This window comes from Marinobacter sp. (assembly GCF_046484525.1).
Taxonomy (GTDB): domain Bacteria; phylum Pseudomonadota; class Gammaproteobacteria; order Pseudomonadales; family Oleiphilaceae; genus Marinobacter.
Window position 1 is genome coordinate 14,600 of the sequence record NZ_JAWOIS010000004.1, and the last position, 25,096, is coordinate 39,695.

At 60.3% G+C, this 25,096-nt stretch carries 25 protein-coding genes and 1 pseudogene; 15 read left to right on the plus strand and 11 right to left on the minus strand.

Going from position 1 to position 25,096, the window contains the following annotated elements; translation table 11 throughout:
* The first annotated feature begins 13 nt into the window (after positions 1-13).
* Both R6W86_RS00795 and R6W86_RS00800 read left to right on the plus strand, forming a co-directional pair.
* On the plus strand, positions 14-823 hold the full coding sequence (locus R6W86_RS00795) for a DODA-type extradiol aromatic ring-opening family dioxygenase (RefSeq protein ID WP_410327495.1): 810 nt from the start codon (positions 14-16) through the stop codon (positions 821-823).
* Between the two features lie 71 nt (positions 824-894).
* Positions 895-1,296 carry a DUF2784 domain-containing protein gene (locus R6W86_RS00800; RefSeq protein ID WP_410327496.1) on the plus strand — a complete coding sequence of 134 codons (402 nt, stop codon included), beginning with the start codon at positions 895-897 and terminating at the stop codon, positions 1,294-1,296.
* A 3-nt stretch (positions 1,297-1,299) separates the two neighbouring features.
* Here R6W86_RS00800 and R6W86_RS00805 read toward each other — a convergent pair whose 3' ends face one another.
* The 5 genes from R6W86_RS00805 to R6W86_RS00825 form a co-directional block, all read right to left on the minus strand.
* Positions 1,300-2,085 (minus strand): OmpA family protein, encoded by a 786-nt coding sequence (locus R6W86_RS00805; protein WP_410327497.1) that lies wholly within the window; start codon positions 2,083-2,085, stop codon positions 1,300-1,302.
* A 23-nt stretch (positions 2,086-2,108) separates the two neighbouring features.
* Complete coding sequence (locus R6W86_RS00810) at positions 2,109-2,486, minus strand: DUF4398 domain-containing protein (protein WP_410327498.1); 378 nt, start codon at positions 2,484-2,486, stop codon at positions 2,109-2,111.
* 158 nt (positions 2,487-2,644) lie between these two features.
* Complete coding sequence (locus tag R6W86_RS00815) at positions 2,645-4,336, minus strand: DUF3592 domain-containing protein (protein WP_410327499.1); 1,692 nt, start codon at positions 4,334-4,336, stop codon at positions 2,645-2,647.
* Positions 4,337-4,437: 101 nt separating this feature from the next.
* On the minus strand, positions 4,438-5,535 hold the full coding sequence (locus R6W86_RS00820; protein ID WP_410327500.1) for a malate dehydrogenase: 1,098 nt from the start codon (positions 5,533-5,535) through the stop codon (positions 4,438-4,440).
* 120 nt (positions 5,536-5,655) lie between these two features.
* Complete coding sequence (locus tag R6W86_RS00825; RefSeq protein WP_410327501.1) at positions 5,656-5,826, minus strand: DUF2897 family protein; 171 nt, start codon at positions 5,824-5,826, stop codon at positions 5,656-5,658.
* Positions 5,827-5,964: 138 nt separating this feature from the next.
* On the opposite strand from R6W86_RS00825, the gene R6W86_RS00830 reads away from it, so the two are divergent.
* The 3 genes from R6W86_RS00830 to R6W86_RS00840 all read left to right on the plus strand — a co-directional run bounded on the left by R6W86_RS00830 (position 5,965) and on the right by R6W86_RS00840 (position 7,789).
* Positions 5,965-6,177, plus strand: a complete 213-nt coding sequence (locus tag R6W86_RS00830; protein ID WP_410327502.1) for an acetyltransferase — start codon at positions 5,965-5,967, stop codon at positions 6,175-6,177.
* A gap of 65 nt (positions 6,178-6,242) precedes the next feature.
* Positions 6,243-6,755 carry a hypothetical protein gene (locus R6W86_RS00835; RefSeq protein WP_410327503.1) on the plus strand — a complete coding sequence of 171 codons (513 nt, stop codon included), beginning with the start codon at positions 6,243-6,245 and terminating at the stop codon, positions 6,753-6,755.
* A 65-nt stretch (positions 6,756-6,820) separates the two neighbouring features.
* Positions 6,821-7,789 (plus strand): hypothetical protein, encoded by a 969-nt coding sequence (locus R6W86_RS00840; RefSeq protein WP_410327504.1) that lies wholly within the window; start codon positions 6,821-6,823, stop codon positions 7,787-7,789.
* 10 nt (positions 7,790-7,799) lie between these two features.
* Here R6W86_RS00840 and R6W86_RS00845 read toward each other — a convergent pair.
* A pseudogene (locus tag R6W86_RS00845) lies at positions 7,800-8,480 on the minus strand (S8 family serine peptidase).
* A 344-nt stretch (positions 8,481-8,824) separates the two neighbouring features.
* Here R6W86_RS00845 and R6W86_RS00850 point away from each other — a divergent pair.
* The 7 genes from R6W86_RS00850 to ahpC all read left to right on the plus strand — a co-directional run bounded on the left by R6W86_RS00850 (position 8,825) and on the right by ahpC (position 16,165).
* Complete coding sequence (locus R6W86_RS00850) at positions 8,825-9,316, plus strand: RNA polymerase sigma factor (RefSeq protein WP_410327505.1); 492 nt, start codon at positions 8,825-8,827, stop codon at positions 9,314-9,316.
* Positions 9,313-10,038 (plus strand): anti-sigma factor family protein, encoded by a 726-nt coding sequence (locus tag R6W86_RS00855; RefSeq protein WP_410327506.1) that lies wholly within the window; start codon positions 9,313-9,315, stop codon positions 10,036-10,038. The genes R6W86_RS00850 and R6W86_RS00855 overlap by 4 nt, the downstream gene beginning before the upstream one ends.
* Positions 10,039-10,182: 144 nt before the next feature.
* Positions 10,183-10,791: a transcriptional regulator BetI gene (gene betI, locus R6W86_RS00860; protein ID WP_410327507.1), complete on the plus strand. Its 609-nt coding sequence runs from the start codon at positions 10,183-10,185 to the stop codon at positions 10,789-10,791.
* Between the two features lie 14 nt (positions 10,792-10,805).
* The gene (gene betB, locus R6W86_RS00865) at positions 10,806-12,275 is read left to right on the plus strand and encodes a betaine-aldehyde dehydrogenase (protein WP_410327508.1); all 1,470 of its coding nucleotides are present in this window, start codon (positions 10,806-10,808) and stop codon (positions 12,273-12,275) included.
* 27 nt (positions 12,276-12,302) lie between these two features.
* On the plus strand, positions 12,303-13,988 hold the full coding sequence (gene betA, locus R6W86_RS00870) for a choline dehydrogenase (protein WP_410327509.1): 1,686 nt from the start codon (positions 12,303-12,305) through the stop codon (positions 13,986-13,988).
* Between the two features lie 202 nt (positions 13,989-14,190).
* The gene (locus R6W86_RS00875; protein ID WP_410327510.1) at positions 14,191-15,408 is read left to right on the plus strand and encodes a BCCT family transporter; all 1,218 of its coding nucleotides are present in this window, start codon (positions 14,191-14,193) and stop codon (positions 15,406-15,408) included.
* Positions 15,409-15,601: 193 nt separating this feature from the next.
* A complete protein-coding gene (gene ahpC / locus R6W86_RS00880) occupies positions 15,602-16,165 on the plus strand; it encodes an alkyl hydroperoxide reductase subunit C (RefSeq protein WP_410327511.1) in 564 nt (187 codons plus the stop codon).
* Positions 16,166-16,215: 50 nt separating this feature from the next.
* Here ahpC and R6W86_RS00885 read toward each other — a convergent pair whose 3' ends face one another.
* The 3 genes from R6W86_RS00885 to R6W86_RS00895 form a co-directional block, all read right to left on the minus strand.
* Complete coding sequence (locus tag R6W86_RS00885) at positions 16,216-19,065, minus strand: cation-translocating P-type ATPase (RefSeq protein WP_410327512.1); 2,850 nt, start codon at positions 19,063-19,065, stop codon at positions 16,216-16,218.
* Positions 19,066-19,141: 76 nt separating this feature from the next.
* Complete coding sequence (locus tag R6W86_RS00890) at positions 19,142-19,873, minus strand: DUF3581 domain-containing protein (protein ID WP_410327513.1); 732 nt, start codon at positions 19,871-19,873, stop codon at positions 19,142-19,144.
* Between the two features lie 148 nt (positions 19,874-20,021).
* Positions 20,022-20,180, minus strand: coding sequence for a hypothetical protein (locus R6W86_RS00895; protein ID WP_410327514.1), 159 nt, complete (start codon positions 20,178-20,180; stop codon positions 20,022-20,024).
* A 267-nt stretch (positions 20,181-20,447) separates the two neighbouring features.
* Here R6W86_RS00895 and R6W86_RS00900 point away from each other — a divergent pair, with 267 nt between their 5' ends.
* Together R6W86_RS00900 and ahpF are read left to right on the plus strand one after the other, a co-directional pair.
* Complete coding sequence (locus R6W86_RS00900) at positions 20,448-20,660, plus strand: hypothetical protein (protein WP_410327515.1); 213 nt, start codon at positions 20,448-20,450, stop codon at positions 20,658-20,660.
* Between the two features lie 182 nt (positions 20,661-20,842).
* A complete protein-coding gene (ahpF, locus tag R6W86_RS00905) occupies positions 20,843-22,411 on the plus strand; it encodes an alkyl hydroperoxide reductase subunit F (RefSeq protein ID WP_410327517.1) in 1,569 nt (522 codons plus the stop codon).
* Positions 22,412-22,577: 166 nt separating this feature from the next.
* On the opposite strand, the gene R6W86_RS00910 is transcribed toward ahpF, so the two are convergent.
* Together R6W86_RS00910 and R6W86_RS00915 are read right to left on the minus strand one after the other, a co-directional pair.
* Positions 22,578-23,246, minus strand: a complete 669-nt coding sequence (locus R6W86_RS00910) for a transglutaminase-like domain-containing protein (protein WP_410327518.1) — start codon at positions 23,244-23,246, stop codon at positions 22,578-22,580.
* A 97-nt stretch (positions 23,247-23,343) separates the two neighbouring features.
* Positions 23,344-24,375, minus strand: a complete 1,032-nt coding sequence (locus R6W86_RS00915) for a histone deacetylase family protein (RefSeq protein ID WP_410327519.1) — start codon at positions 24,373-24,375, stop codon at positions 23,344-23,346.
* Positions 24,376-24,519: 144 nt separating this feature from the next.
* Here R6W86_RS00915 and R6W86_RS00920 point away from each other — a divergent pair, with 144 nt between their 5' ends.
* The gene (locus R6W86_RS00920; RefSeq protein WP_410327520.1) at positions 24,520-25,089 is read left to right on the plus strand and encodes a YgjV family protein; all 570 of its coding nucleotides are present in this window, start codon (positions 24,520-24,522) and stop codon (positions 25,087-25,089) included.
* Positions 25,090-25,096: the final 7 nt, after the last annotated feature.

Here is a 25,096-nt window from a genome sequence, read left to right on the forward strand (position 1 = left end):
GGGAGAGACAACCATGCAGACAAGTTCCGATGTGCTGTTCATTTCCCACGGTGGTGGGCCGATGCCGTTGCTGGGTGATCCGGGTCATCGCGGGATGGTCGACCGGCTCGTGGAAATGGCCGGCAAGCTGCGCAGGCCGTCGGCCATCCTGGTGATCAGTGCCCATTGGGAAGAGTCGGTACCGACCATCACGTCCGGAGCCAACCCGTCGTTGATCTACGATTACTCCGGGTTTCCGCCCGAATCCTACGAAATCCGGTATCCGTGTCCGGGAGCACCGGCGCTGGCGGGACAGGTACAGGCGGCACTGGAAAAAGCGGGAATTCCGGCAAGTCTGGACGATCAGCGCGGCTTCGATCACGGTCTGTTCGTGCCGCTGAAACTGATGTATCCGGATGCCGATATTCCGTGCGTGCAGTTGTCACTGGTGAACACCATGGATGCCGGGACGCACCTGACGATTGGTCGCGCGTTGCGGGCGCTGGAATATGACAACCTGCTGGTAATTGGCTCCGGCTTTTCCTTCCACAACATGCGGGCGTTTTTTGCTCCGAATACTCCGGAAATTCAGGCCCGGAACCAGGCATTCGAGAACTGGCTTGAGGAGACCTGTACTGATGCGGATATGAGTGAAACAGAGCGCACCGAACGCTTGTTGCACTGGGACCAGGCGCCCCATGCCCGATTCTGTCATCCCCGCGAGGAGCACCTGCTGCCTCTGCATGTATGCTACGGGCTGGCTGGGCAGGCCGCTCAAACGCGCTTCGAAGCAACGATTCTCGGGAAGCAGTCGGGGATGTTCTACTGGCGATTAAGCCCTTGAAGTGGGAGTTCGCACATAGTGTCTGGAGTATGCCAGAATCGCCTTGGTACGGGTGAAAAAGGCATACTCTCTTGTCCCCTGAGCTCTATCTCCTGCTGGCGGATTCGCTGCTGGTGCTGCATGTGCTGCTGGTAGGCTTTGTAATTTTCGGTCTGGTGACAGTTTTTCTGGGCCGTTTGCTGCACTGGCGCTGGGTGCGGAATTTCTGGTTCCGGGTCACTCACCTGGTGGTGATCGCAATTGTGGTCCTGCAGGCTTGGCTGGGCGTGCTCTGCCCGCTGACGGTATGGGAAATGGAGCTGAGGGAGAGAGCCGGCGCGGCCGGGTATGAGGGTTCGTTCATTCAGCACTGGCTGCAATCCCTGCTGTATTACAGTGCGCCGGAGTGGGTGTTTATTCTCGTGTACACGGTGTTCGGGGGCGTGGTCCTGGCCAGCTGGTTCCTGGTCAGGCCCGGGCGCCCCCGGAAATGATTCTCAGCGTGTCTGGATCACGCCGTTCTCGTCGGAAATGACGATCTCCACCCGTCGGTTCTGTTGTCGCCCGGCACTGGTGTCATTGCTCGCTACGGGGTAAGCCTCGCCGTAGCCGATCACTTCCACCCGGCTTCGCGCAACTCCCTCGGCCATCAGCGCATCGCGCACGGCCATGGCCCGGCGCTCGGACAGATCCTGGTTGTATGACTCGGCGCCGGTACTGTCGGTGTAGCCTTCGACCCGCACCCGGCGGTCTTCATATTGCAGCATGAAGTCTGAGAGCCTTTGTACCGTGCGCATGCCCGCGGGTTTCAGATCGGCCTCGTTGAGGTCGAACAGCACGTCACCGAGGGTCAGTACCATGCCGCGCTCGGTTTTCTCGGCTTGGAGGGCCTCCATTTGCGCACGGAGGGAAGCCGCCTCGTTGGATTTCAGTTCCAGCATGATGTCCTGCCGGCGTTTCTCTGCGGAGCTGATTTCCTCCTCCAGTTCAGCGCGCAGGCCCTGCTGCTCGGCGATTTCGGCATGACGCTTGGCGAGGTAGGCGGCGTGCTCGACGTGCAAGATATCCTCGTCATCCTCCAGCAAGGCTTCCGCCCGATCCAGTTCGGTGCGCGCGCTGCGGAGCTGGCTGGAACCGCTGCGGGCAACGTAGGGATCTTCCGTGATTTTGTTGTAGACCATACGGGCTTCTTCAACTTTGGCGTTCTGCTCGGGGGCGCTGGCACAGCCAAACATCAGCGCCGACAGCCCGACCGTGGTAATCAGGGACAGTGTACGAATCATGGTGTCGATCTCCTTTCGGGGGCTCACTGTTGGTCCATTTCCAGCTGTCTGCGGAGGTTCTCGATGTTGGCATTGGTCTCCTCCACGGCGCGCCTGGCTTTTTCGGTCTCGGAGCGTGCTCCGGCCAACTGTGCGTCCACCGCGGCCTGCTCCAGCAAGCGCTCGGCTTCCCTGTATTCTTCCCGATCGATCAGTTCGCGGGCATCGGCCACCTTGTTCTGGGCCTGGTTCAACAGAACCGGCTCGAACTGGCGGGCATCGGCAGCTTCCGCCTGGGTAATGGACCCGGTGGCCAGCTGCAAATCGCTGTCCGGGCGAGGTCCGGGACCCGCGCACGCCGCAAGGGTCGCTGCAAATCCAAGAATGGCAAGTATGCGTGAGAAACGGATGTGTGGCTGCATGCATGAACTCCCTTGTTCAGACATTTCCTTGGTCGGTGGGCGATCACGGCTGTGAAATTTTGTGAAATCCCAAGGAAAATATAGCAGCTCTGGAGCTGGCAACGGGGTATCTGGTCAAAAGATGATCGGAATCGGGCCGTGAGTGCCCGACGTGGAAGTCAGTCGAGTTTGAGCAATTTGATCAGGTTTTCCTTCAAAGCTTCTGCCACAGGGCGGCCGGCAATGCCCTCGGCGAGGCGGATGGTATTGCCCCCGGTTTTGTCACGGAATTCCAGTGAGAAGTATTCAGTGGTTTGCTGGCCACCGTTCATGCTCACACCGACTTTGAGGTTCAGTTGGTCAGCGTGTACCAGGTGGCCCGAGCGTTTCCACAGGGCCACGCCGCCCCAGTATCGGACCGCTTCAACCCGGTTGCCTTCTATGCGGGCCTTCAGGCTTCGTCCAAGCATGAACAGGCCACCGAGGAACATGGGAAAGCCGAACAGGCCGAACGTGAAGGCCATAAAGTAGAGCATGATGCCTTCTTCCGCCGCTACGTAGCCGAGGCCGAGGCTGACGCCCCCGAAGATTACCCCGAAAACGAGAACCATGGCCTTCATGGCCAGATTGCGCCCCGGCCGGCTATGAAGCAGCAGACCGTGACCAAGCATCTCTATATCAATCTGCTCGGCCGCGTCGGTCAATGCCTTCATTTGCGCCTGACGCTCGTGATGCTCTACATGAGCCGGGCTCAGAGAGATGGAGGAGATCCGGGTGCCCTGGACCACCGGTAACTCATAGGTTCTTTCGAGTGGAACAGGCTGTTTGGGACCGTTCAGCAGCAGGCGCCACTCGATCTGACGGCTGCCGCTGTCATCTGTTTCCGGCAGGTTCTCGGGCGGCTTGAAACGAAACCGCACCACGGAGCCCGCGGCCTCATGGCTGACCTCCGGCACCTGGTCCGCCTGCCACAGCAAGGATTCGCTCCTGCTGCTGTTCTTGCCTCGACTGATCCGCACTTTCAGACACTGGAGAGTCACCAGCCAGTCGGCCCGGCCCAGGCCCCGGTGCAGGGTGATACTGCCGGCGACGTCCCCGCCGATCTGGCCCGGAGCGGGATCCAGTACCAATGGCGTGGGGCCGTAATAGCGCCAGTTGCGCCAGTTTTTCCAGGCTATGTAGGCGAGCCAGAGGCCCGCCAGGGGAAACAGGAGTGTCACGAGTATCGGCCAGTTCTCCTTGTCGAGTTCATCCGGAATCGCCAGTACGGCGGGCAAGCTGATGCCCAGGAACATGAACGCCATGAATCCGAACAGCCAGAAACCGTGCTTCTCGGAGGAGTGGATGGGGCCGCCCGCTATGGCAGCCACAGCCGCTTTTTTCCGCCCCATGAACATGACGAACAGGCCTACACCGCCGAAGACGGTGCCGAAAATGGTCATGAACAGCATCTTCTCCCACCGCAGTTCCCGGACCAGATAGCTTTCCGAAGGCGAATCCGGATTCACCCAGGCCCTCAGGGCGCCCCGATTGCTGGCGTGACGCAGCCGGCTGACCAGTTCATGGTGGTAGTCACTGATGTTATCGCTGCCTCGATCGTAGCCGACCCGGGAGCCGTAGTAGTTCCGGCCGCTGTATTGGTAGCGGTAGCCGGCCTCCACCGAATAAGTGGTCGAGTCGGAACCGGTGTTGCTGCGCACGTTGACGCTCTCGAGGGTCACGGGTACTTGTCGCCAGTCGGCGCTGACGGCGTGTTCATAGAGGGTGTGCATGGGGCCGAGCGTCAGAACGCCAAGGCCGACCGCCAGGAATATGAGGCCAAAGAGATTCACTCCGAGCCCGGATGTTTTCTTTTTGCTGACTGCCGCCACCGCTGATTTCCTTTCCCTGTCGTTCAATGAAATTCGTAACAATTTCCCTATGATAGCTGCAAAAGCCGGGCAGAAGTGTGCGGTGTGTCAGCCCGGGCGGATCAACGCACCCGATCGGTCTGCAGGTACTGCTTCTTCGGAAGTGAAATACCGTCGTCGTAAAGGGTGGTTCCCGAGCGCAGGCAGACCGAGAGGTTGCGGTGGGATTCCCCGGTTTCCTTCGGCAGAAGGTCTTTCACGGTGTCCATTTCCGTGAGCAGTTCCTGCTCGGAGAGCGTCATCTTCTCCCGGGCGAACTCACTGATCTCCAGGCCCTGGACAATCTGGTAGCGGCCATAGTCACAGCGCACCGGGAACGAATAGATGATGCCTTTCTCGATGCCGTAGCTGCCGTCACTGACAATCCCCATGCTGACCCAGTCGTTTTCGGGGGTGCCGTTAATCCAGTCGTGCATGTGGTGGATGATGGCCTGGGCGGCGGAGGCGGCACTGGAATGCCCGCGGGCGTCAATGATGGCGGAGCCCCGCTTCTGGATCTTCTCGATGAAGGTGTCCCGGTACCAGTCCTGGTCGACCTGTGGCAGTGCCGGCTCGCCGTAGATGGTGGCGTGGTGCAGGTCCGGGAACTGGGTGGAGGAATGGTTGCCCCAGACCGTGACGCGGCGGATGTCCTTGGGGTTAGCGCCGGTATGGTTGGCGAGGATACCCCGGGTCCGGTTGTGGTCCAGACGGGTGAGGGCGGTGAACTGGGCCGGTGACAGATCCGGCGCGTTACGGCTGGCGATCAGGGCGTTGGTGTTGGCCGGGTTACCGACGACCAGCACCTTCACATCCCGGTTGGCCAGCTTGTTGATGGCCTGGCCCTGGTGGGCAAAGATTGGTGCGTTGGTGGCGATCAGCTCGCTACGCTCCATCCCCGGCCCGCGCGGTTTGGCGCCGATCAGTAATACATAGTGGGCACCGACTACGCCTTCCTCGAAGTTATCGTGCAGGCTGATGCTGTGCAGCAGCGGAAATGCGCAGTCCTCAAGTTCCATGGCAATACCACGCAGCGGTTCCATGGCCTGTGGCATTTCGATCAGTTGCAGGATAACCGGCTGGTCCTGGCCGATCATTTCACCGGTGGCGATCTTGAACAGCAGGGAATGGCTGATGCTGCCGGCGGCGCCGGTGATGGCGATTCTGACGGGACGTTTCATGACAATTTCCTGTTTTTGTCGTGAAGCCGAATCGGCCGGAGAATTCCGACGAAATCCAGAATAACGATAGTGCCGGGAGGATAGAAGGCGATTAAGTAGCTGCGATGGTTTGTCGCACCTTCAGTCATCGCCCTCAGCCTTGTCTTTGGCTTCCATCTCCTCCTTGCGCTTGCGGATTTTCTCCAGCTTTTCCGGTGGAAGGCGCATGTGAGCCGAATCGCGCAGCACCATGAGGCTGCCGACGATCAGGGCCAGCGCGAGCAGAATAATGATCCATCCAATCAGGGGCATGTGTGAATCCTCGAAAAAAGCGGGCTATCATCCTGCATTATGGTATCGAGCAAGCAGAAGGGCGAATCGGCTGGAAATAAGCAGACTGCCGGGTCTTCTGTTAAGTTTAGGGGTAATCCCCCGAGAAGGAGTTCGTCCATGTTCGTTGCCGAGAAAGCCACCGGGCACTTGATCGAAGTGCTGGATAGTGCCGCTCTGTTCGATCCCCACCTGGATTCCATCAAAGGCAGCCTTCACTATGGGGAGGAAGCCCAGGACCTGGAATCTTTCCGGAAATCCGAATTGGTGTTTCCCTCCGGAGAACCCCTGCCGAAGTGCTGGACAGACCCGGATTACCGTCGTAAGGAATAAATTCCTTCCTGAACCGTCCTCCTGATGAAAGCAACCCGAAAAGGGCAAATCAGGAGGACGTAACCATGAAAAAACACGTACTGACCCTCGCAATCTGTTCCATCCTTTCCACCGGTGCCCTGGCGGCCGAAGGCTCCGGTTCCGCCAATGCCAGTATGCAGGCCGAGACCAGCATGAGTGCCGAGGCCAATGCCCAGAATGGTGTTTCGGCCCAGGGCGGCGGATCCGCTTCGGCTGAAGATAGCGTCAATGGCCGGTCGGTTCGCGATGAAGCATCTGAACAAGGCCAGGCGGCCAGCAATGAGGCTCGCCAGAACGCCAACCAGGCTGTACGCGCTGGCGTCGAAACCGGTCAGAAGGTCCGGGGCACTACCAATGCCACGGCCGAAGCTGCTGCCTCCACCGCAGGTGAGCAGCGCCAGCAGGCGCAGGAGCGCATGAATGAGGCCCGGAATGCCGAAATCCGGGCTGAAACCAATCAGCAAATCGGCACGTCTGTCTCCGATAGCGTGAAGAGTGAAGTTCGCAACACCGTGAAGGGCACGGTGCAGGGCTCCGCCACCGGCGGCGTTCTGTAAGCACTCACAAAAGCGCGGCCGGGCCGTTTTCAGGCCCGGCTTTTTTCTGGCAGAGAGGAGCCGATATGCGTTTTATACAGCGAACCTCCAGACTGTCCCTGGCATTGGGACTGCTGTCTCCGTTACTGGTGGCCCAGGCGGCGGAAAAGGTCGAACTGAAGGGGCACCTGGCAGGGGGCTATGAGCACGACAGCAACCTGACCGTGGACGAACTGAATGCCTCTTCCGGAGAGAGTGACGAGGCCTGGGTGTTCGACGCCGGTCTGGAAGGCATCCTCAGGCCGACGGAACGACTGAATATCACACTCGGTTATTCGGTGTCCGGTCGCCGATATCAGACCTTTGACCGGTTCGACCAGGACGTTCATCTGGCTTCCGCCGACATCAGTTACGACTTCAATCCGGTTACCGTCGGAGCCAGCTACCATTTTTCCCACGCGACGCTTGGTTCCGATCCTTTCCTGGATTATCAGCGGGCCAGTGTCTATCTCGGACGTCTGTTGGGTGACGATGTCTACCTGCTGGCGAGCCTGCAGGACAAGGGCAAGGACTTTGAGGACAGCGATGCCCGGGATTCGGACATCAAGGGCGCCAGCCTGGATGCATTCTTCTTTTTCAACGAGGCCCGAAGCCACTTGCTGTTCGGCGTGGATGGCGACCGTGAGGACGCCGAGGCCGATGCCTATGACAACCGCCTGGTGCGGGTCCGCGTCAGCCTGGTGCACAAGTTCACGCTGGCAGGCGAGGACAACCGGTTCCGGCTGGGCTGGCGGTTCGAGGACCGGGAATACGAGGCGGTGACCATCACCAATAGCGATCCGCTGCTGACGGATCCGCTCACTGGCGACCTTACCGAGCGCAGTTCCAGCCAGCGCGCGGATCAGGGGCGGATCCTGGAAGCAGGATGGCGCATCGGCCTGACCGAGGTGGTCAGTATTGAGCCCGGCATTTCCTACGGAAACTACACCTCGAACGTGGATTCGGCCGACTATGACAAGACCGTGGGTGGAGTCACCCTGCGGGCCGGGTTCTGACCCGGAGGACTCAGTAATCCAGCAGGCCGTGGCCGAAACTCCGGTCACGGCCAGGCGCCCCAAGGTCCCCGGCTGTTCCGATCAGGGCCTCGATGGCCTCCTCCGGGGAAGCCTCGAGAAGCCGGCAGGCGAGGGCTGCCGCGACCACCGGTGCTGCCAGGGAGGTGCCGCTTTCAGACGACAGGCTGCCATCCGGTGCAGCGACCGGAACCGATACGCCCCGGGCCGCAAACATCACCTGCTCGCCACGATTGGCTCACCGATAAAGCTCATTCGAGTCATCCACCGCGGTAACACCGACGACCCCCGGATAGGCTGCCGGATACAGCGGCGGCGCCGCCGGTCTCTGATTGCCCACAGCGGCCACCAGCACAATGCCGCGATCCAGCAGGTTGCGGATAACCGTCGCCAGCACCCGGTTATCCGGCCCCGTCAGGCTGATATTCAGGACGGAAATAGCCTGCTCCGACAGCCAGTTCAGGCCCTCCAGAAGGTGCCCCAGGCTGGCACCGGACAGGCGGGCCTGCGAGTCACCGCTGAAGTCGCCCACCATCAGGCTCGCGACGGCGGTCCCGTGGGCAAGGGGCTCGGCAAGCTGGCCTTTCGCGCCGTCGAACTTGAGGAAACGGGACTGCACCAGCTGGGCTTGCCGGAATGCCGGATGGTCCTTGGCAATCGAGGTATCTACCATACCGACCCGAACCGGGGAAGAGCACAGGCTCTGCCACTGGGGTGCCCGCGACTGCGGCTTCGGCGGTGGTTCGTCAGTCTGGGGGCTGTAGATATGATTCCGGTTCAGCCGGGCCGGCCGCACCGTCCAGCACGCCGCTACCCAGCGCCACAACCGGCGTAGCGAGCGAGGCCAGGGCAAGGGTGGAGAGCCAATGGATCTTTCGGGAGTGCTTCATCGTGTCTGTCCGCATTCGGGAGTGTTTCATTCGATATAACGACCGGGTCGGAAGATAATTCCGTTTTTCATGGAATAAAACGTTTTCTGGCTCGTTGCACTGGTAACACGTATCAGCAAAGAGCGCTATGCATCAGGAAATGACCGAACTTTTGCCTAGGCTCAGACGCTTTGCCTACTCGGTTACCGGCTCCATGCCCGATGCCGACGACCTGCTCCAGAACACGGTGGAACGGTTACTGGCCCGGGAAATGCCCGGGGACGCGGACCTGACCAAGTGGGCGTTCCGGGTCTGTCGGAATGTCTGGATAGACGAGTGCCGGGCCCGGAAGGTTCGCCGAGAGGCAGCGGAACGGCCAGAGCTGTCCGATGGCCAGGTTGTGGACGGCGAGCAGCAGACGGCCCGGGAGATCGAGTGGAGCCGGGTGGACGCTGCCATGGCAAGGCTGCCGGAGGATCAGCGCCAGATCATATCCCTGGTGGCCATTCAGGGCTTCTCCTACCAGGCCGTTGCGGAGATTCTGTCGGTACGCAAGGGCACGGTCATGAGCCGGCTGGCCCGGGCGAGGGTGGCACTGAGCGAGGCGCTGGCACCTGTAACCATGAGGACCCGACCATGAACATAACCGACGAGACCCTGTCTGCTTTCCTGGACCATGAACTGCCCGAGGCGGAGATGCAGGCGGTGCGTGACCAGCTGGCCGCCGATCCGGCACTGGCCGATCGTCTGGCGGAACTGGCGTCGGTCGATGCCGAACTGCAGGCCCGTTATGGTGCGATCGATGACCGGCCGATGCCCGAGTCGGTTACCCGGCGGCTGGCCGATGGGCCGTCCGGAGGTGCTGGCGGCGAGCCGGGCAAGGTCATTGCCTTCCCCTGGTGGCGTCGAGTGCGGGAGCATACCGGCAAAGCCGTCGCCGCTGCGGTGATTGCCGGGTTTGCGCTTGCCCAGTGGCTGGCCTTGCCGGATTCCGGTGAAGAAGCCGGCCGGGCGGTGGTGGCACAGGCTCTGGAGACGCGCGCGAGCGGTGAGCCCCATGCCATTGACGATACCACCGTGACGCCGAGACTGACCTTCCGGAACCAGGCCGGTGACTGGTGTCGGCAGTACCTGGTACAGCTGTCTGACCGTGCCTCGGAACAGATTGCCTGCCGCACCGGTGCCGGTGACTGGGAACAGGTGGCGAAAGTCGATGTTGAGTTGAGCGCCGCACCAGGTACCTATCAGACGGCGAGTGGAGGCAGTGTGCTGGATGAGACGCTTGATCAAATAATGGAAGGACCGCCAATCGGCCCGGAGGCGGAACGATCATTATTGCAACATCACTGGAGCGGCCCCTGACGGCCGCTCTTTTTTTGAGCAAGTTTGAAATCCCTGTTACGGTTCTGTAGCCTTTATTTTAATTGAACGTTCAATTAATAAAAAACAGGTGGAGGTCAGAGCCTGTTTTCGACATGGAAATCATCGGGAATACGCGGAATCGCCATGCCAAAAGTTGGAATGAAAGATACCCGCAGGCAGCAGCTCATTGACGCCACCATGGAGTCCATCGCCGAGCTGGGCATGCAGAACACCACCATAGTCAGCATCAGCAAGCGGGCGGGAATGTCCTCGGGGATCATCAGTCATTACTTCGGGGGCAAACGAGGTCTGATCGAGGCGGCGTTGCGTTACCTGCTCGAGCAGCTGGGCAAGGAATTGCGTGAGCGCATGGTGAAAACCGATGGCTCACCGGAGCAGCGGCTCAATTGCATCGTGGAAGCCAATTTTTCCGAATTCCAGCGCTCGGCCCTGGCCGCCAAGACCTGGCTGAGTTTCTGGGCCCGCTCCATGCACGAGCCAGGGCTCAAACGCCTGCAGCAGATCAATAATGCCCGGCTGTACAGCAACCTGCGATATTCCTTCGTCCAGGTGTTGCCCTCGGGGCAGGCCACCGAGGCCGCGCGGCAGACCGCGGCAATGATCGATGGTTTCTGGCTGCGAAGTGCCCTGAGCCTGGACCCGGTGGAAAGCTTCGAGGCGGGCGAGCGGCTCACCAAACAGTTTATTCACGACACCCTGGCCAAGGCCGGGGCAACGAATTCAGCGAATTGAGGTTACCGGTCACTATGTCCAACAGCGTACCTGTGGTTCAGAACTTTGTGCACGGCCGTTTCCTGGCCAACACCAGCGGCGAAACCTTCCCGGTGGTGAACCCGGCCACCGGCCAGGTCATCTACGAAGTGGAAGTAGCGGATAAGTCCGTCCAGCAGGCGGCCATGGAAAGTGCCCGGGCCGGGTTTGCCCAATGGTCCGCCATGCCGGCCATTGAGCGCAGCCGCATTCTGTTGAGGGCGGTGGCCTTGCTGCGCGAACGAAATGACGAGCTGGCGGCGACAGAGGTGCGCGATACCGGCAAGCCCTGGCAGGAAGCGGAGGTCGTGGACGTAGTCACCGGCGCAGACGCCATCGAATTCTTCGCCGGCCTGGCGCCCTCCATCGAGGGCAACCAGCAGGATCTGGGCGGCGATTTCTATTACACCCGTCGCGAGCCGCTGGGTATCTGTGCCGGTATCGGTGCCTGGAACTACCCGCTGCAGATTGCCTGCTGGAAGTCGGCCCCGGCGCTGGCCACCGGCAATGCCATGGTGTTCAAACCCTCCGAGGAAACCCCGATGGGGGCCGTGAAGCTGGCGGAAATCTTTGTGGAGGCCGGAGTGCCGGCCGGTGTGTTCAACGTGGTCCAGGGCGCGGCCGAAGTGGGCCAATGGCTGACTCACCACCCGGATATCGCCAAGGTGTCGTTCACTGGCGAAGTGGGCACCGGCAAGAAGGTGATGGCCGCTGCGGCGTCTTCCCTGAAGGATGTGACCATGGAGCTGGGCGGCAAGTCCCCGCTGATCATCTTTGACGATGCCGACCTGGAGAATGCCATCTCCGCTGCCATGGTGGGCAACTTCTACACCCAGGGCGAGGTCTGCACCAACGGTACCCGGGTGTTCGTGCACGAGCACATCTACCCGCAGTTCATGGAGCGTTTGCTGGAACGCACCCGCAAGAACATCAAGCCGGGCGATCCGATGGATCCGGACACCAACTTCGGTGCCCTGATTTCGGAAAAGCACCGGGATCTGGTGCTGGATTACATCGCCAGGGGCCTCTCGGAAGGTGCGACCCTGAGCCATGGTGGCCGGGCGTTCGAGCCGGAAGATTCGAAGGGCGGCTATTTTGTGGAGCCCACCATCTTCACCAACTGCACCGATGACATGACCATTGTGAAGGAAGAGATCTTCGGGCCGGTGATGTCGGTGCTGACCTTCTCCGACGAGGGCGAGGTGATTGCCCGCGCCAACAACACCGAGACCGGCCTGGCCGCTGGCGTGTTCACCAACGACATCCGTCGGGCCCACCGGGTCATTCACCAGATCCAGGCGGGAATCTGCTGGATCAACAGTTACGGCGCCTCGCCGGCGGAAATGCCGGTGGGCGGCTACAAGCTCTCCGGTATCGGCCGGGAAAACGGGCGCGAGACCATTGCGCACTACACCCAGATCAAATCGGTGTACGTGGGCATGGAGGACCTCGACGCCCCGTTCTGATCCCGCAGGCCACATAGGAGACACTGCATGAAAGAAAACCAATACGACTACATCATTGTGGGTGCGGGCTCGGCCGGTTGTGTGCTGGCCAATCGCCTCACCGAGGATGGCCAGAACAAGGTGCTGCTGCTGGAAACCGGCGGCAGTGACAAGAGCATCTTTATCCAGATGCCCACCGCCCTGTCCATCCCCATGAACACGAAAAAGTACGCCTGGCAGTTCGAGACCGAGCCGGAACCTTACCTGAACAACCGCCGCATGCACTGCCCCCGGGGCAAGGTGCTGGGTGGTTCTTCCTCTATCAACGGCATGGTCTATGTCCGTGGCCATGCCCGGGATTTCGACGAGTGGGAATCCGAAGGCGCCACCGGCTGGCAGTACGCCAATGTCCTGCCCTATTTCAGGAAGGCGGAGACCTGGGCCTTCGGTGGCAATGACTACCGCGGCGATTCCGGGCCGCTGGGTGTGAATAACGGCAACAACATGCAGAACCCGCTGTACAAGGCCTTTATCAAGGCGGGATCCGATGCCGGTTATCTCGAAACCGCCGACTACAACGGCGCTCAGCAGGAAGGCTTCGGTGCCATGCACATGACGGTAAAGAACGGCCGTCGCTGGTCCACTGCCAACGCCTACCTGCGCCCCGCCATGGCGAGAGATAACCTGACCGTGGTCACCCACGCCCTGGTGCACAAGGTATTGCTGGACGGGAAGACCGCCACTGGCGTGCGTTACGAGCAGGGCGGCAAGGTCCATGACGTCCATGCCAGCCGTGAGGTGATTCTCTCCGCCGGCTCTATCGGTTCTCCGCACCTTTTGCAGCTGTCCGGTATCGGTAAGCGCGAAGTGCTGGAACAGGCCGGTATCGAGGTGCAACACGAGCTGCCTGGCGTGGGCGAGAACCTGCAGGATCACCTGGAGTTCTATTTCCAGTTCCGTTGCAACAAGCCGGTGTCCCTGAACCGCAAGCTGGACTGGTGGAACAAGCTCAAGATCGGGGTGCGCTGGATCCTGCGCAAGGATGGTCTGGGTGCCACCAACCACTTCGAGTCCTGCGGCTTTATCCGCTCCAGGGCCGGCGTCGAGTGGCCTGACCTGCAATACCATTTCCTGCCGGCGGCCATGCGCTATGACGGCAAGGAAGCCTTCGATGGCGATGGCTTCCAGCTGCACATCGGTCATAACAAGCCGAAGAGCCGAGGCTTTGTCCATGTGCAGTCCGCCGATCCGAAGCAGGCGCCGCGCATCCGCTTCAACTACCTGGAGCACGAAGCCGATCGCGAAGGCTTCCGGGATTGTGTGCGGCTGACCCGAGAGATCATCAACCAGCCGGCCATGGACGAGTATCGTGGAGCAGAAATTCAGCCCGGTGCCGAGGTCCAGACCGACGACGAAATCGATGCCTTTGTCCGCCAGGCGGTGGAGAGCGCCTATCACCCGTCCTGCTCCTGCAAGATGGGCACCGACAAGCTGGCGGTGGTGGACCCGGACACGCGGGTTCGCGGCATCCGGAATCTCAGGGTGGTGGATTCGTCCATCTTCCCGACCATACCCAACGGCAACCTTAACGCGCCCACCATCATGGTGGCCGAGCGGGCGGCCGACCTTATCCGGGGCAAGGACCCCCTGCAATCTTCTGATGCGCCTGTGGTGATGGATGACCAATGGCAGGCACGCCAGAGACCGGGACAGGCAAAGCGCGTGCTGGCATAGCGCGTCGTCATCCCGCCCGGGCGTGCAACGCGCCCGGGGTTTTGCAAGCCCTCAGGATTTCCCTATCAGCGCGACGGCCGCCCGCCGTTTTCGGGCGCCGGATAGGCAAGTCCTGGGTTTGTGTCCGATTCGAACTACAAAGTAGAGGAGGAACACCCATGCTGTTCACTATAATGATGACAAACAACCGGAGGTGCAGCGCATGACACTCTGGTTATCCACAGGACTGATATTCACCTTCGCCGCCATTGCCCTGATTCTGTACAAATGGTGGGACATGCGGTGCATTGGCGTGACACCGGTCCGCACCTTTACGTTCATTGCCATCCTGTTCACCTCCGGTCTGGACGTGGGGCTGATCATGTTCCCGCTGACCGAGTTCGGCGGCTATGGCAATGTCTCCGAGAACCCGGAATACGGCTTCGCCAACCCGCTTGCCATTGAGTTCGGCTTCTGGGCGTTCCTGATCTGGGGTTTCTATTTCCTGACCTGTTTCTACTTTGCCATCATCGAACCGCGGGTGAGATTCTTCGAGATCCCTTTGGTGAAGCTGGTTAACAACGTCGTAATCATCGGCACTTGCGCGTTCACCGCCTACTTGCTGCTGGTGAACCTGCCCTGGTATCTGCCCCAACTGGGTGACGGCGAATCCGTGGTGCCAGTGTTCTACGTGATCGTGTTCCTGTCGATCGCGCTGGCGGTGTATTCCAGTTCCAAGGTCAAGTACATCCGCATTCTCAGTATCGGTTCCAGCGTGCTGTTCATTGCCCTGATTGTCGGTATGTGGTTCCGGGCATTCGTGTTGGGCAAGGGCTCGCCGGCGGATTTCTTCGGCACTGCCAGCATGTTGGGCGAGTACTTCGGAAACATTCACCAGTTTGTGCTTCCGATTAACGACTACCATGCTTTCTACCTGTTCTGGTGGTTTGCCTGGAGCATCATGATCGGCCAGTTCACCTCCCGTTTCGTCAGCGGAATCCGGACCTGGCAGCTGCTGATTGCCATGCTGGTGGTGCCGTCCATCGCCATCGGGGTGTGGTTCAGCGTGCTGTATTACTACCACGCCGAGGGCCTGCGGATAGCTGCCTTCACCAACATCGCCATGATTTCTGTCGGTGTGTTGATGGTGGTGAATTCCCTGGATTCTCTGATTCGCCTGTATACCGACAACCTGAACCTGACGGCGCAGCGCCTCGGCCGGGTGAGCTACGTGATCTTCAACCTGGTGGCGATGGTCGGTCTGACCATGCTGTTCCAGCTGGATTTCCTGCGCATCCAGTGGGTTGGTGCGCTGGTAATTGCCCTGTACTTCGCCTGCTTTGCCTACATCCTGGCGAAGAAGCGGAGCGAGGTGGCTGCCATCAAATCGTCACCCAAGGAAAATATTCTGGATTTCCACAAGATTGAATTGGCGGGATAAGGCCCCATATCAACAACCGCGGCCATTTCCCGGGATGGAAATGGCTGCGGGTTGATGGTCTGGGCTTCGTCTGGATAGGCTAAACCTATTTCTGCGTTGGAAATTATCAATTTTAACGAAGCCGGAAAAATCCGTATCTTTGCTTCCCGTGAATTCTTCAACCCTCAAGTGAACCAAACAGGAGTTATCTTAAATGGGCATCATTAACAGCGAGATCCAGCCGTTCAACGCCACCGCTTTCAAGAAAGGTGAGTTTGTTGAGATCAGCGAAGCAGACGTAAAAGGTAAGTGGGCTGTCTTTTTCTTCTACCCGGCCGACTTCACTTTCGTGTGCCCGACCGAGCTGGGCGACGTAGCGGACAAGTACGAAGAGCTGCAGAAGCTGGGCGTAGAAGTGTTCTCCGTGTCCACCGACACCCACTTCACCCACAAGGCGTGGCACGATACTTCCGAGACCATCGGCAAGATCCAGTACTACATGGTTGGCGACCAGACCGGCACCATCACCAACAACTTCGGTGTAATGCGTGAAGGCCAGGGCCTGGCCGACCGTGCCACTTTCGTGATCGATCCGGACGGCATCATCCAGGCCGTTGAGATCACTGCCGAAGGTATCGGCCGTGACGCCGACGACCTGCTGCGAAAGATCAAGGCCGCCCAGTACGTTCGCAATAACCCGGGTGAAGTTTGCCCGGCCAAGTGGAAAGAAGGCGAAGAGACCCTGGCTCCGTCCCTGGACCTGGTCGGCAAGATCTAAGTTTCCCGTTACGGTGAAACTGAATGGATACGAGGTCTGCTGTGCGGACCTCAGATTCCAGAAGAACCCCGGCCAATCCGGGGTTCTTTGCGTTTGGGGGACAGCAATTTGCTCAGCTCACGCAGCCACAGCACGGAGCTGGCCACTGCGGCGCAGAACAGCCAGTCCCCGAAGGTGAGGCTCACGGTGGAGAACGCCTTCTGCAAGAACGGCAGGTAAACCACCGCCAGTTGCAGTGCCAGGGACAGGGCAATGGCTGCCCAAATCCAGAGATTGGAGAACAGGTTTCTGAAGGCACTGTGTTGGTCCGAACGGGAGGTAAACACGGTAAACATCGAGAACAGCACCAGGGTGGTGAAGGCCATGGTCTGGCCGTAGGCCAGGCTCCCGCTGCTGTCGATAAAGCCGCCCGGCAGGGAGGCGTCAAGGACGAACAGGGTGCCGGCGGCGGTTATGGTGCCTACCATTACCATACCGGCCCACATCCGGCGGGTAATTACACCCTCTCCCCGGGATCTGGGCGGTTGGCTCATGGAATCTTCGTCACCGGGATCGAGTCCCAGGGCCAGTGCCGGTGCGCCGTCACTGACCATGTTGATCCAGAGGATCTGGGTGGCCAGCAGGGGAAGTGCCAGGCCATCACTGCTGGCCGCGAGCCCGATCACCTCCGCCAGAAGCACCCCGAAGAACATGGTCATCACCTCGCCGATGTTCGAGGACAGCAGGTAACGCAGGAACTTGCGGATATTGGAGAAAATGGCCCGGCCTTCCTCCACAGCTGCCACGATGGAGGCGAAGTTGTCATCGGCCAGGATAATGTCCGAAGCCTTGCGTGAGACGTCGGTGCCGGTAATGCCCATGGCCACGCCTATGTCGGCCGTGCGCAGGGCCGGGGCGTCGTTCACGCCGTCGCCGGTCATGGCCACGATGTCCCCGGCCTTCTGGAGCGCCTTCACGATTCTCAGCTTGTGTTCTGGATTTACCCGGGCATAGACGGAAACCTCCTGCACCGTCCTTTGCAGCAAGTCGTCCGGCATCTTGTCGATTTCCGCCCCGGTCACGGCCCGGCCGTCACTGCCGATACCCAGCTCCGCGCCGATGACCGCTGCTGTCACGGGATGGTCTCCGGTAATCATCACTGGCCGTATGCCTGCGGCCAGGGCATGGGCGACGGCCTCCCTGGCTTCCTCCCGGGGCGGGTCGATCATGCCAATCAGGCCGACGAAGATCAGGTCCTGCTCAACACCTTCGTCGACCTCGTCGGGTTCGAAGGCATCGGCCGGAAGCAATCTGGCGGCGACGCCGAGAGTCCGCAGGGCTTCGCCAGCCAACTGCTCGTTTGCGGTCAGGATCTCCGCCCGGCGCTCGGGTGTCAGGGGGCGGGTAGTGTTGCCCACCCGTTCCCGATTGCACCGACCCAGCAGTACATCCGGGGCGCCCTTGGTGAATACCTGGATGTGTTTTCGTTGTTGACTGTCGGTGTGGAGCGTGGACATCAGTTTACGTTCGGAGGAGAACGGCACTTCGCCGACCCGTGGGTAACGGGCATCCAGAGTCTCGTCGGCCAGCCCTGCCTTGCGGGCGGCAACGACCAGGGCGCCTTCGGTGGGATCACCCTGGATGGTCCATTGGTCATCTTCCTGCTGGAGCACAGCGTTGGTGGCGCGATCACCGACGGTCAGAGCCCGTTCGAGTTCCAGCCGCAGATCCCCGGAGAGCGGTCCCGCGGCTTCAGCGCCCTCGCGCCACGCAGTCACCTCCCCCTCCGGCTCGTAACCGGTACCCCCGAGGGTGACCCGGCCGCTGGCGGTCACCACCGCGCGCACGGTCATCTCGTTGCGGGTCAGGGTGCCGGTCTTGTCCGAGGCAATCACGTTGGCCGAGCCGAGGGTCTCCACGGCGGCCAGGTGCCGGACGATGGCATTGCGGCGGGCCATGCGCTGTACGCCGAGGGCCAGGACCGCGGTGACCACTGCCGGAAGGCCCTCGGGCACGGCGGCCACGGCCAGGGCGACACCGAGAATGAGTACATCGAAAACTTCGGAAAAGTCGGTGACGTGTTCCACCAGGATGATGGTTGCGATCATCACCACCGCAATGGCGATGACCACCAGGCCCAAAAGCCTGCCGACCCGGGCCAGGTCCTGCTGGAGCGGGGTGGTTTCCGGTGGTGCCGCCTCCAGCATGCCGGCAATCTGGCCCATCTGGCTCTGCATTCCGGTGGCGGTCACCACCGCCTTGCCCCGGCCGTAGGTTACGGTGGTCCCGCTGAACACCATATTCTGTCGGTCACCGACGGGAGCCTCACCAATAATGGTTTCCGGTTCCTTGGCCTCGGGCAGGCTCTCACCGGTGAGAGCGGCCTCGGAGGTCTGCAGGGCCACCGATTGGATCAGCCGGCCGTCAGCGGGGATGGTGTCACCTTCCTCCATCAGCAGTATGTCGCCGGCGACCACATCACTGGCGGGAATACTGCGTTGTTCACCGCTGCGAATAACCCGTGCCCGGGCCGCGGACATCTGCCGAAGTGCTGCGACCGATTGTTCGGCCCGTGCCTGCTGGATGAATCCCATGGCAGCATTGAGGATAACGATGGCGAGGATTGCGATGGCTTCGTAGGGCAGATCGGAGTCGCGTTCGAACAGCCACAGGGCAAGGGAAACCGCCGCAGCGATCAGCAGCAGGATAACCAGGGGATCGGTAAATTGTGCCAGCAGTTTACGCCATGCGGGGATCGGCTTCTTGGTGCGCAGTTGGTTCGGGCCGTCCCGCTCCAGCCGAGCCCTGGCCTCGTGGTCACTCAGGCCCCGGTGTTCGTCACTGCCCAATGCCTCGATGACAGCGCGGGGAGACAGCCGATAGGCTGCCATCGGTCCTCCCGGTGTTCGTTCTCCGGCCATGGGTGTTCGTCCTTGTGGGTGTGAGGGTCACAAGGAACAGTGTAGACGCAGGATATGACCGGAAAGGAGATCCCTGTCAGGAGCTAGCGATCTCGCTGCCGTAATCGGCGCCGCGGGCCTTGAGCCGGTAGAATTCCTCGATCACCTCCGCCATGGCTTCCGGGCAGTAGGGGCGCAGTCCACTCAGGACCAGGCGTTTGGTCACCTCGCCCACGGGCTTGCCATCGGCCTTCAACAGGTACTCCAGGGTCACATTGCCCCGTTTGCCGGCAGCTTCGAGTTCGGCGTTGCTCAGCTCCAGTTCCGGGGAGGAGGCATCCACCGTGTCCAGGGCCAGGCTCATGCTCTCATACATCACCATGGGACGGTCCGGATTGAACATGACACCGTTCGATTCCATCAGCGGTTTCAGGGTGTGCGGGAAGTTCTTGCCCGAGGCCGACACGTAGCAAAGGGTAAAGTCCTCGATGAACTGCTCATCCCGGGTAATCTCGCCGCTGCGGATGACTTCAAGGTAAACCTTGCCGCCCTCGTCACAGACTTCGATGCTGTCATTGCCGTTTTCCCGGAACAGGAGTTCAACGCCATCACCGACTAGGGCGCGGAACCGGAACGTCATGTTCTGGGAAAGCCCGAAGCGGGACAGGACCACGGCAAACAGCAGATCTCCGGGCACACAGAAGCGCCGCGCATCGGGATCATGAATCGGGTTGAAGTCCCCGGCCACTTCCTTGGCGAACTGACTGGCCTGGAGCGCGGAAATGGTGACACGTCCGTCCTGGAGGGAGTGGAAACGTTCTAGAAACATGGTTCGCCTTTTACGGGTCGCGGGGCTGACAATGGGAGATTAACTCTTCGTCCCCCTATGATAGTTGAGCCGCATCAATAGCAAAATGCGCTATTTGTCCTACTGTGGACATAAAGCAGGGAAGTTACGGGGGAGCAGGCCATGGGTATCACGGCAATTCCGGTAGACCAGCGGGTGATCGATATCGATTCCCGGCGGTTTCACCATCCAGTATGAGCGCCACCAGAACGGTACCATGCTGGTGGTTGCCGACCAGGCCGAGGGTATGACCTGGCGACAGGCCCTGGCCAGCCATCGTGATCGACAATCCCCTGGTCCACATCTCCCAGTACCGTTCGGTTTTGCACTCTCTCTCGCACAACATCTACCTGCGGGAGATCCTCGGGCGTCTGCGCGTTGAACTGGTGCACCGCCAGGCCGGCCACCCGTTTCATGTCTCCTTGCGGGTGAATCCGGACAGCTTTGCCCCGGATGATGTGTTGCACATCAGCTACCGTTTTCCGGATTCGGTGCAGCTGGATAGCAGGCCCACGGAGTTGCCGGTGTCCCGACGGACCGACCGGAGCCGGATCAAATGGACCATCACCGGCACCATCGCCCCAAAACCCATCATCCCAGACACAAGCACCGGGCCGTATCCCGTGACCACGGAGAGGCGATGTTCATCGGTTATGAGTTCCGCGTCTTGCATAACGAACTGGAGCGGGCGGAATACAGCCCGAAGGAACGGAAGATCCTGATCCGGCGCTACGGCAGCGACATTCACCGTTCTTTCATCAACGTTTAAAGTCTGCCAGGGAGTGGCTGGCTATTGCTGCATTCTGCTTCATAGGACTGCCCTATCAAACAATTTGGGGCAATTAATTTGAGGCTTAGCCCCCGAATCCTTATCTTACCTGCAACTTCAATTATTGATTCATTTTGAATTCAGACACTTAGCTTTACGACATATCAAGGGGAAAAACCTACATGTTGGATGCCAATATCAAGCAACAGCTCCAGGCCTACATGGAAAAACTGCAGCAGCCGATCGAGCTGGTGGCGGCCTACGACGACAGCAAAAAGTCCCAGGAGCTGAAAGAGTTGCTGGAAGACATCGAGCCGATGTCCTCGAAAATCAGCCTGCGCACCGAGGAAGATCCGGACGTGCGTCGCCCGTCCTTTGCAATCAATCGTGTGGGTACCGACATTGGTATCCGGTTTGCCGGTATCCCCATGGGTCATGAGTTCACCTCACTGGTGCTGGCCCTCCTGCAGGTGGGAGGTCACCCGTCCAAGGAATCCCGGGAGCTGATCGAGCAGATCAAGGATCTGGAAGGGAGTTTCGAGTTTGAAACCTACTTCTCCCTGTCCTGCCAGAACTGCCCGGACGTGGTCCAGGCCCTGAACCTGATGGCTGTCTTGAACCCGAACATCAAGCACACCTCCATCGACGGTGCCCTGTTCCAGGACGAGGTGGAGCAGCGTGAAGTGATGGCTGTGCCCAGCGTGTTCATGAACGGCGAGTCCTGGGGCCAGGGCCGTATGACCCTGGAAGAGATCGTGGCGCGGCTGGATACCAGCTCCGCCGAGAAGGAAGCCGAGAAGCTCAACCAGAAGGATCCGTTCGAGGTGCTGGTCATCGGTGGTGGCCCGGCGGGCTCTGCTGCCGCGATCTACGCCGCCCGTAAGGGTATCTCCACTGCGATTGCGGCCGAGCGTTTCGGCGGCCAGGTGGCTGATACCATGGGCATCGAGAACCTGATTTCCGTGCCCTACACCGAAGGCCCGAAACTGGTATCGGCCATGGAACAGCACGTCAAGGAATACGACGTGGATATCATGAACATGCAGCGCGCCGATAAGCTGATTCCGGCCGCCAGGACCGGTGGTCTGCACGAGGTGCGTCTGGCCAATGGCGCCACCCTCAAATCCCGTACCGTGGTGCTGTCCACCGGTGCCCGCTGGCGCCAGCTGGGCGTGCCGGGTGAGGAAGAGTACCGCAACAAGGGCGTGGCCTACTGCCCGCACTGTGACGGCCCGCTGTTCAAGGGCAAGCGGGTGGCGGTCATCGGCGGTGGTAACTCCGGTGTGGAAGCGGCCATCGATCTGGCCGGCATCGTCGGCCACGTGACTCTGATTGAGTTCGGTACCGAGATGCGCGCGGACGAAGTGCTTCAGAAGAAGCTGCGCAGCCTGAAGAACGTGGAGATCATCACCTCTGGCCAGACCACCGAGATTACCGGTGAGAATGGCAGGGTGAATGGCTTGATCTACACCGATCGTAATACCGGCGAGTCCCACCATGTGGCGCTGGAAGGCGTGTTCGTTCAGATCGGCCTGGTGCCGAACACCGAGTGGCTCAAAGGTGACATCGAGCTGAGCCAGCACGGTGAGATCATCGTCAACGACCGTAACGAGACCTCCATCCCGGGTGTCTTCGCGGCGGGCGATGCCACCACCGTGCCCTACAAGCAGATCGTGATTTCCATGGGTGAGGGGTCCAAGGCGGCGCTGAGTGCCTTTGACTTCCTGATCCGGAATTCTGTCGAGGACTGAGGCTGGCGTGAAAGTGGGGTCAGATGAACAAGTTCATCAGACCCCGATCAGCACCTAACCCGGGGTCAGAAGAAAGCCTTCTTCTGACCCCTTTTTCATTCCCAAGCCAGAGCCCGAACCCCGGGGTCGGATGAACGCTTTCATCTGACCCCAACTTCACGCCCACTCACCGCCCAGACACATCTTTCTCCAGGCTTCCGTCTACTTCCACACTCTCCCCATCCGCCGGAAACAGATGCCCATACGCCGCCCGCACCCCATCCACGATGAACTGGTGCGGCACATCGTCAAACACCCCATGATCGTTGATGTACTCCATGTGCGCCTGGCCATCTTCGGTGAATTCCTGGAACACCGAGTCATTCACACCATCAAACTCCAGCGGCTCCACCTTCATCAGCTCACACAGCTGCTTGTTGAACGCCGGAGTCGCCTTTACCCATTGGCCATTCAGGTACAGCTCGATAAAGCCGTGCATCCGGAAAATGTCCGAGCGCAGCCATTCGATCAGTTTCGGGCTGGAGAGGTGGTTACGCACATCTGCCAGGCCCAGCCGGCTGGGAATGCCGATGGCCCGGGCGGCGGCGCCGAGCAGGACGGCCTTGGGAATGCAGTAGGTCTCTCTGCTGGCCAGGGCGTAACTGGCGGATAAAGTGGTGGGGTCAGTACGGAATACGTAGGGGTTGTAGTTGATGCTGTCCCTGACCGCCAGGTACAGCACCTTGATCTGCTCCACCGGGTCGTCGGAAACACCCTCAAGCTGCCGGGCGACCCAGGCCTTGAGTTCGGGCTCGTCGTAATCGAAGAAGGCGGTGGGCTGAAGGTAGCGTTCCATAGGGACTCATCCAGGGTTCGGGCATCAAAGCCCGATCCTCGCTGATTAGCAACCTACGGGCAATGGCCATTTCCGCCAAAGCCATTGCCCGGTTTGCTCATTCCTTTCCTTCAAAGCCCTGCATGACATTGACCGCATTCACGCCGATGGCGTCCACGTCGTAACCGCCTTCCATGGTGAATACCGTGGGTAGCCCCAGCTGCTCCAGGCGTTTGCCCAGTTTGAGATAATCGCCTGACGTCAGCTTGAAGAAGGAAATCGGGTCCTCCTCGAAGGTATCCACTCCCAGCGCCACCACCAGGGCATCCGGCGCGAACGCCTGGATGCGCTCGCAGGCCTTCTCCAGACCCTGGCTCCAGATGCTGAAGGGAGTGTCAGGTGGAAAGACGATGTTCAGGTTGTAGCCTTCGCCATCACCCTCGCCGGTTTCATCCTCGAATCCCAGAAAGTGCGGAAACACCAGGTCCGGGTCGCCGTGGAGGCTGATGGTGAGCACGTCGCTTCGATCATAGAAAATCGCCTGGGTGCCGTTGCCGTGATGGAAGTCCACATCGATTACCGCGACCTTGCTGTAGCCCTGGTCCCGGAAGGCCTGGGCGACAATGGCGGCATTATTGAAGAAGCAGTAGCCTCCGAACACATCGGCATGGGCGTGATGACCCGGTGGCCGGCACAGGGCGAAGGCGGCGCGTTCGCCCCCGGCCACCAGCTTCTGGGCGGTGAGAGCAACATTGGCGGACGCCCGGGCCGCTTCCCATGTGCCATCGGAGATCGAAGTGTCGGCGCCGAGACTGTAATAGCCGAGTCGACCGTCGATGTCCTTTGGCAGCCGGGCGCGCATGCCCCGGCCAACCCAGAACGTGGGGATGGCCTCGCCGCGTTTGCCGGCCGCCACCCACTCGCCCCAGCAGGTTTCCAGGAAACTCACATAATCCGCCGTGTGGACCCGCTTGACCGGTCCAAGCCCGAACTCTTCCGGCTCCAGGATCTCCCCGAGACCCTGGTCCTTCACCCGCGCCAGGATGGTTTCAGCCCGGGAGGGCTTTTCGTGGGGCTCGATCAGCAGGCCGCCATCCAGTTCGGTTTTGACATGGCGACGGCTATGCAGGGGTGAGAACACGGTTTTCATGGCGGCGGACATTCCTGGCTGAATGAATCGGATCACTTTGGCACACGGGTGATCGTGGCTCAAATGCGGCAATTGTGGCAGGCTGGTGCCCTTTTCAGGGAGAGGGGATTACCGCTATGACGCCTTGTGCATTGCTGGAGAAACATGACTGAGCTGATTGCGGAGATGTCTCTCGCGGAAGGACTTGGGCAGCTTTCTGGCCTGATTGCCCTGGCGTTCTGCATTGCCGGCTTCGCCAACAAGAACGACGACCGGCTGATGGTGCTGCTGATCTCAGCCAACGTCGCCTTCGCCCTGATGTTCGCTTTCTTCGAGAGTTGGACGGCGTCGGCACTTACCGTGCTGGTGATTGTCCGCATCACGCTCGCCCGCAAGTATCAGGGCAACTGGAAGATCATGGCGGTGATGCTGGCGGTGAATCTGCTGGTCGCCTGGGCGACCTGGAAATCCCTGACGGATATTTTCCCGCTTACGGCGGCGGTGCTCGGCACCATGGGCATGTTCATGCTCCGGGGTATCGCGCTCAGAATCGTTCTGGGTCTGGCGGCTCTGGCCTGGATGCTCAACAACATCGTGATTGGCTCGGTGGGCGGTACCCTGGCCGAAGCCATGGTTCTGGTCACCAACATCATCACCATCATCCGCCTCTATCGGCTGCAGAAAAAGTATCCGGATCTGAAAACCGATGCCATAGTCAGGATACAGAGCGACTGACTGGCGG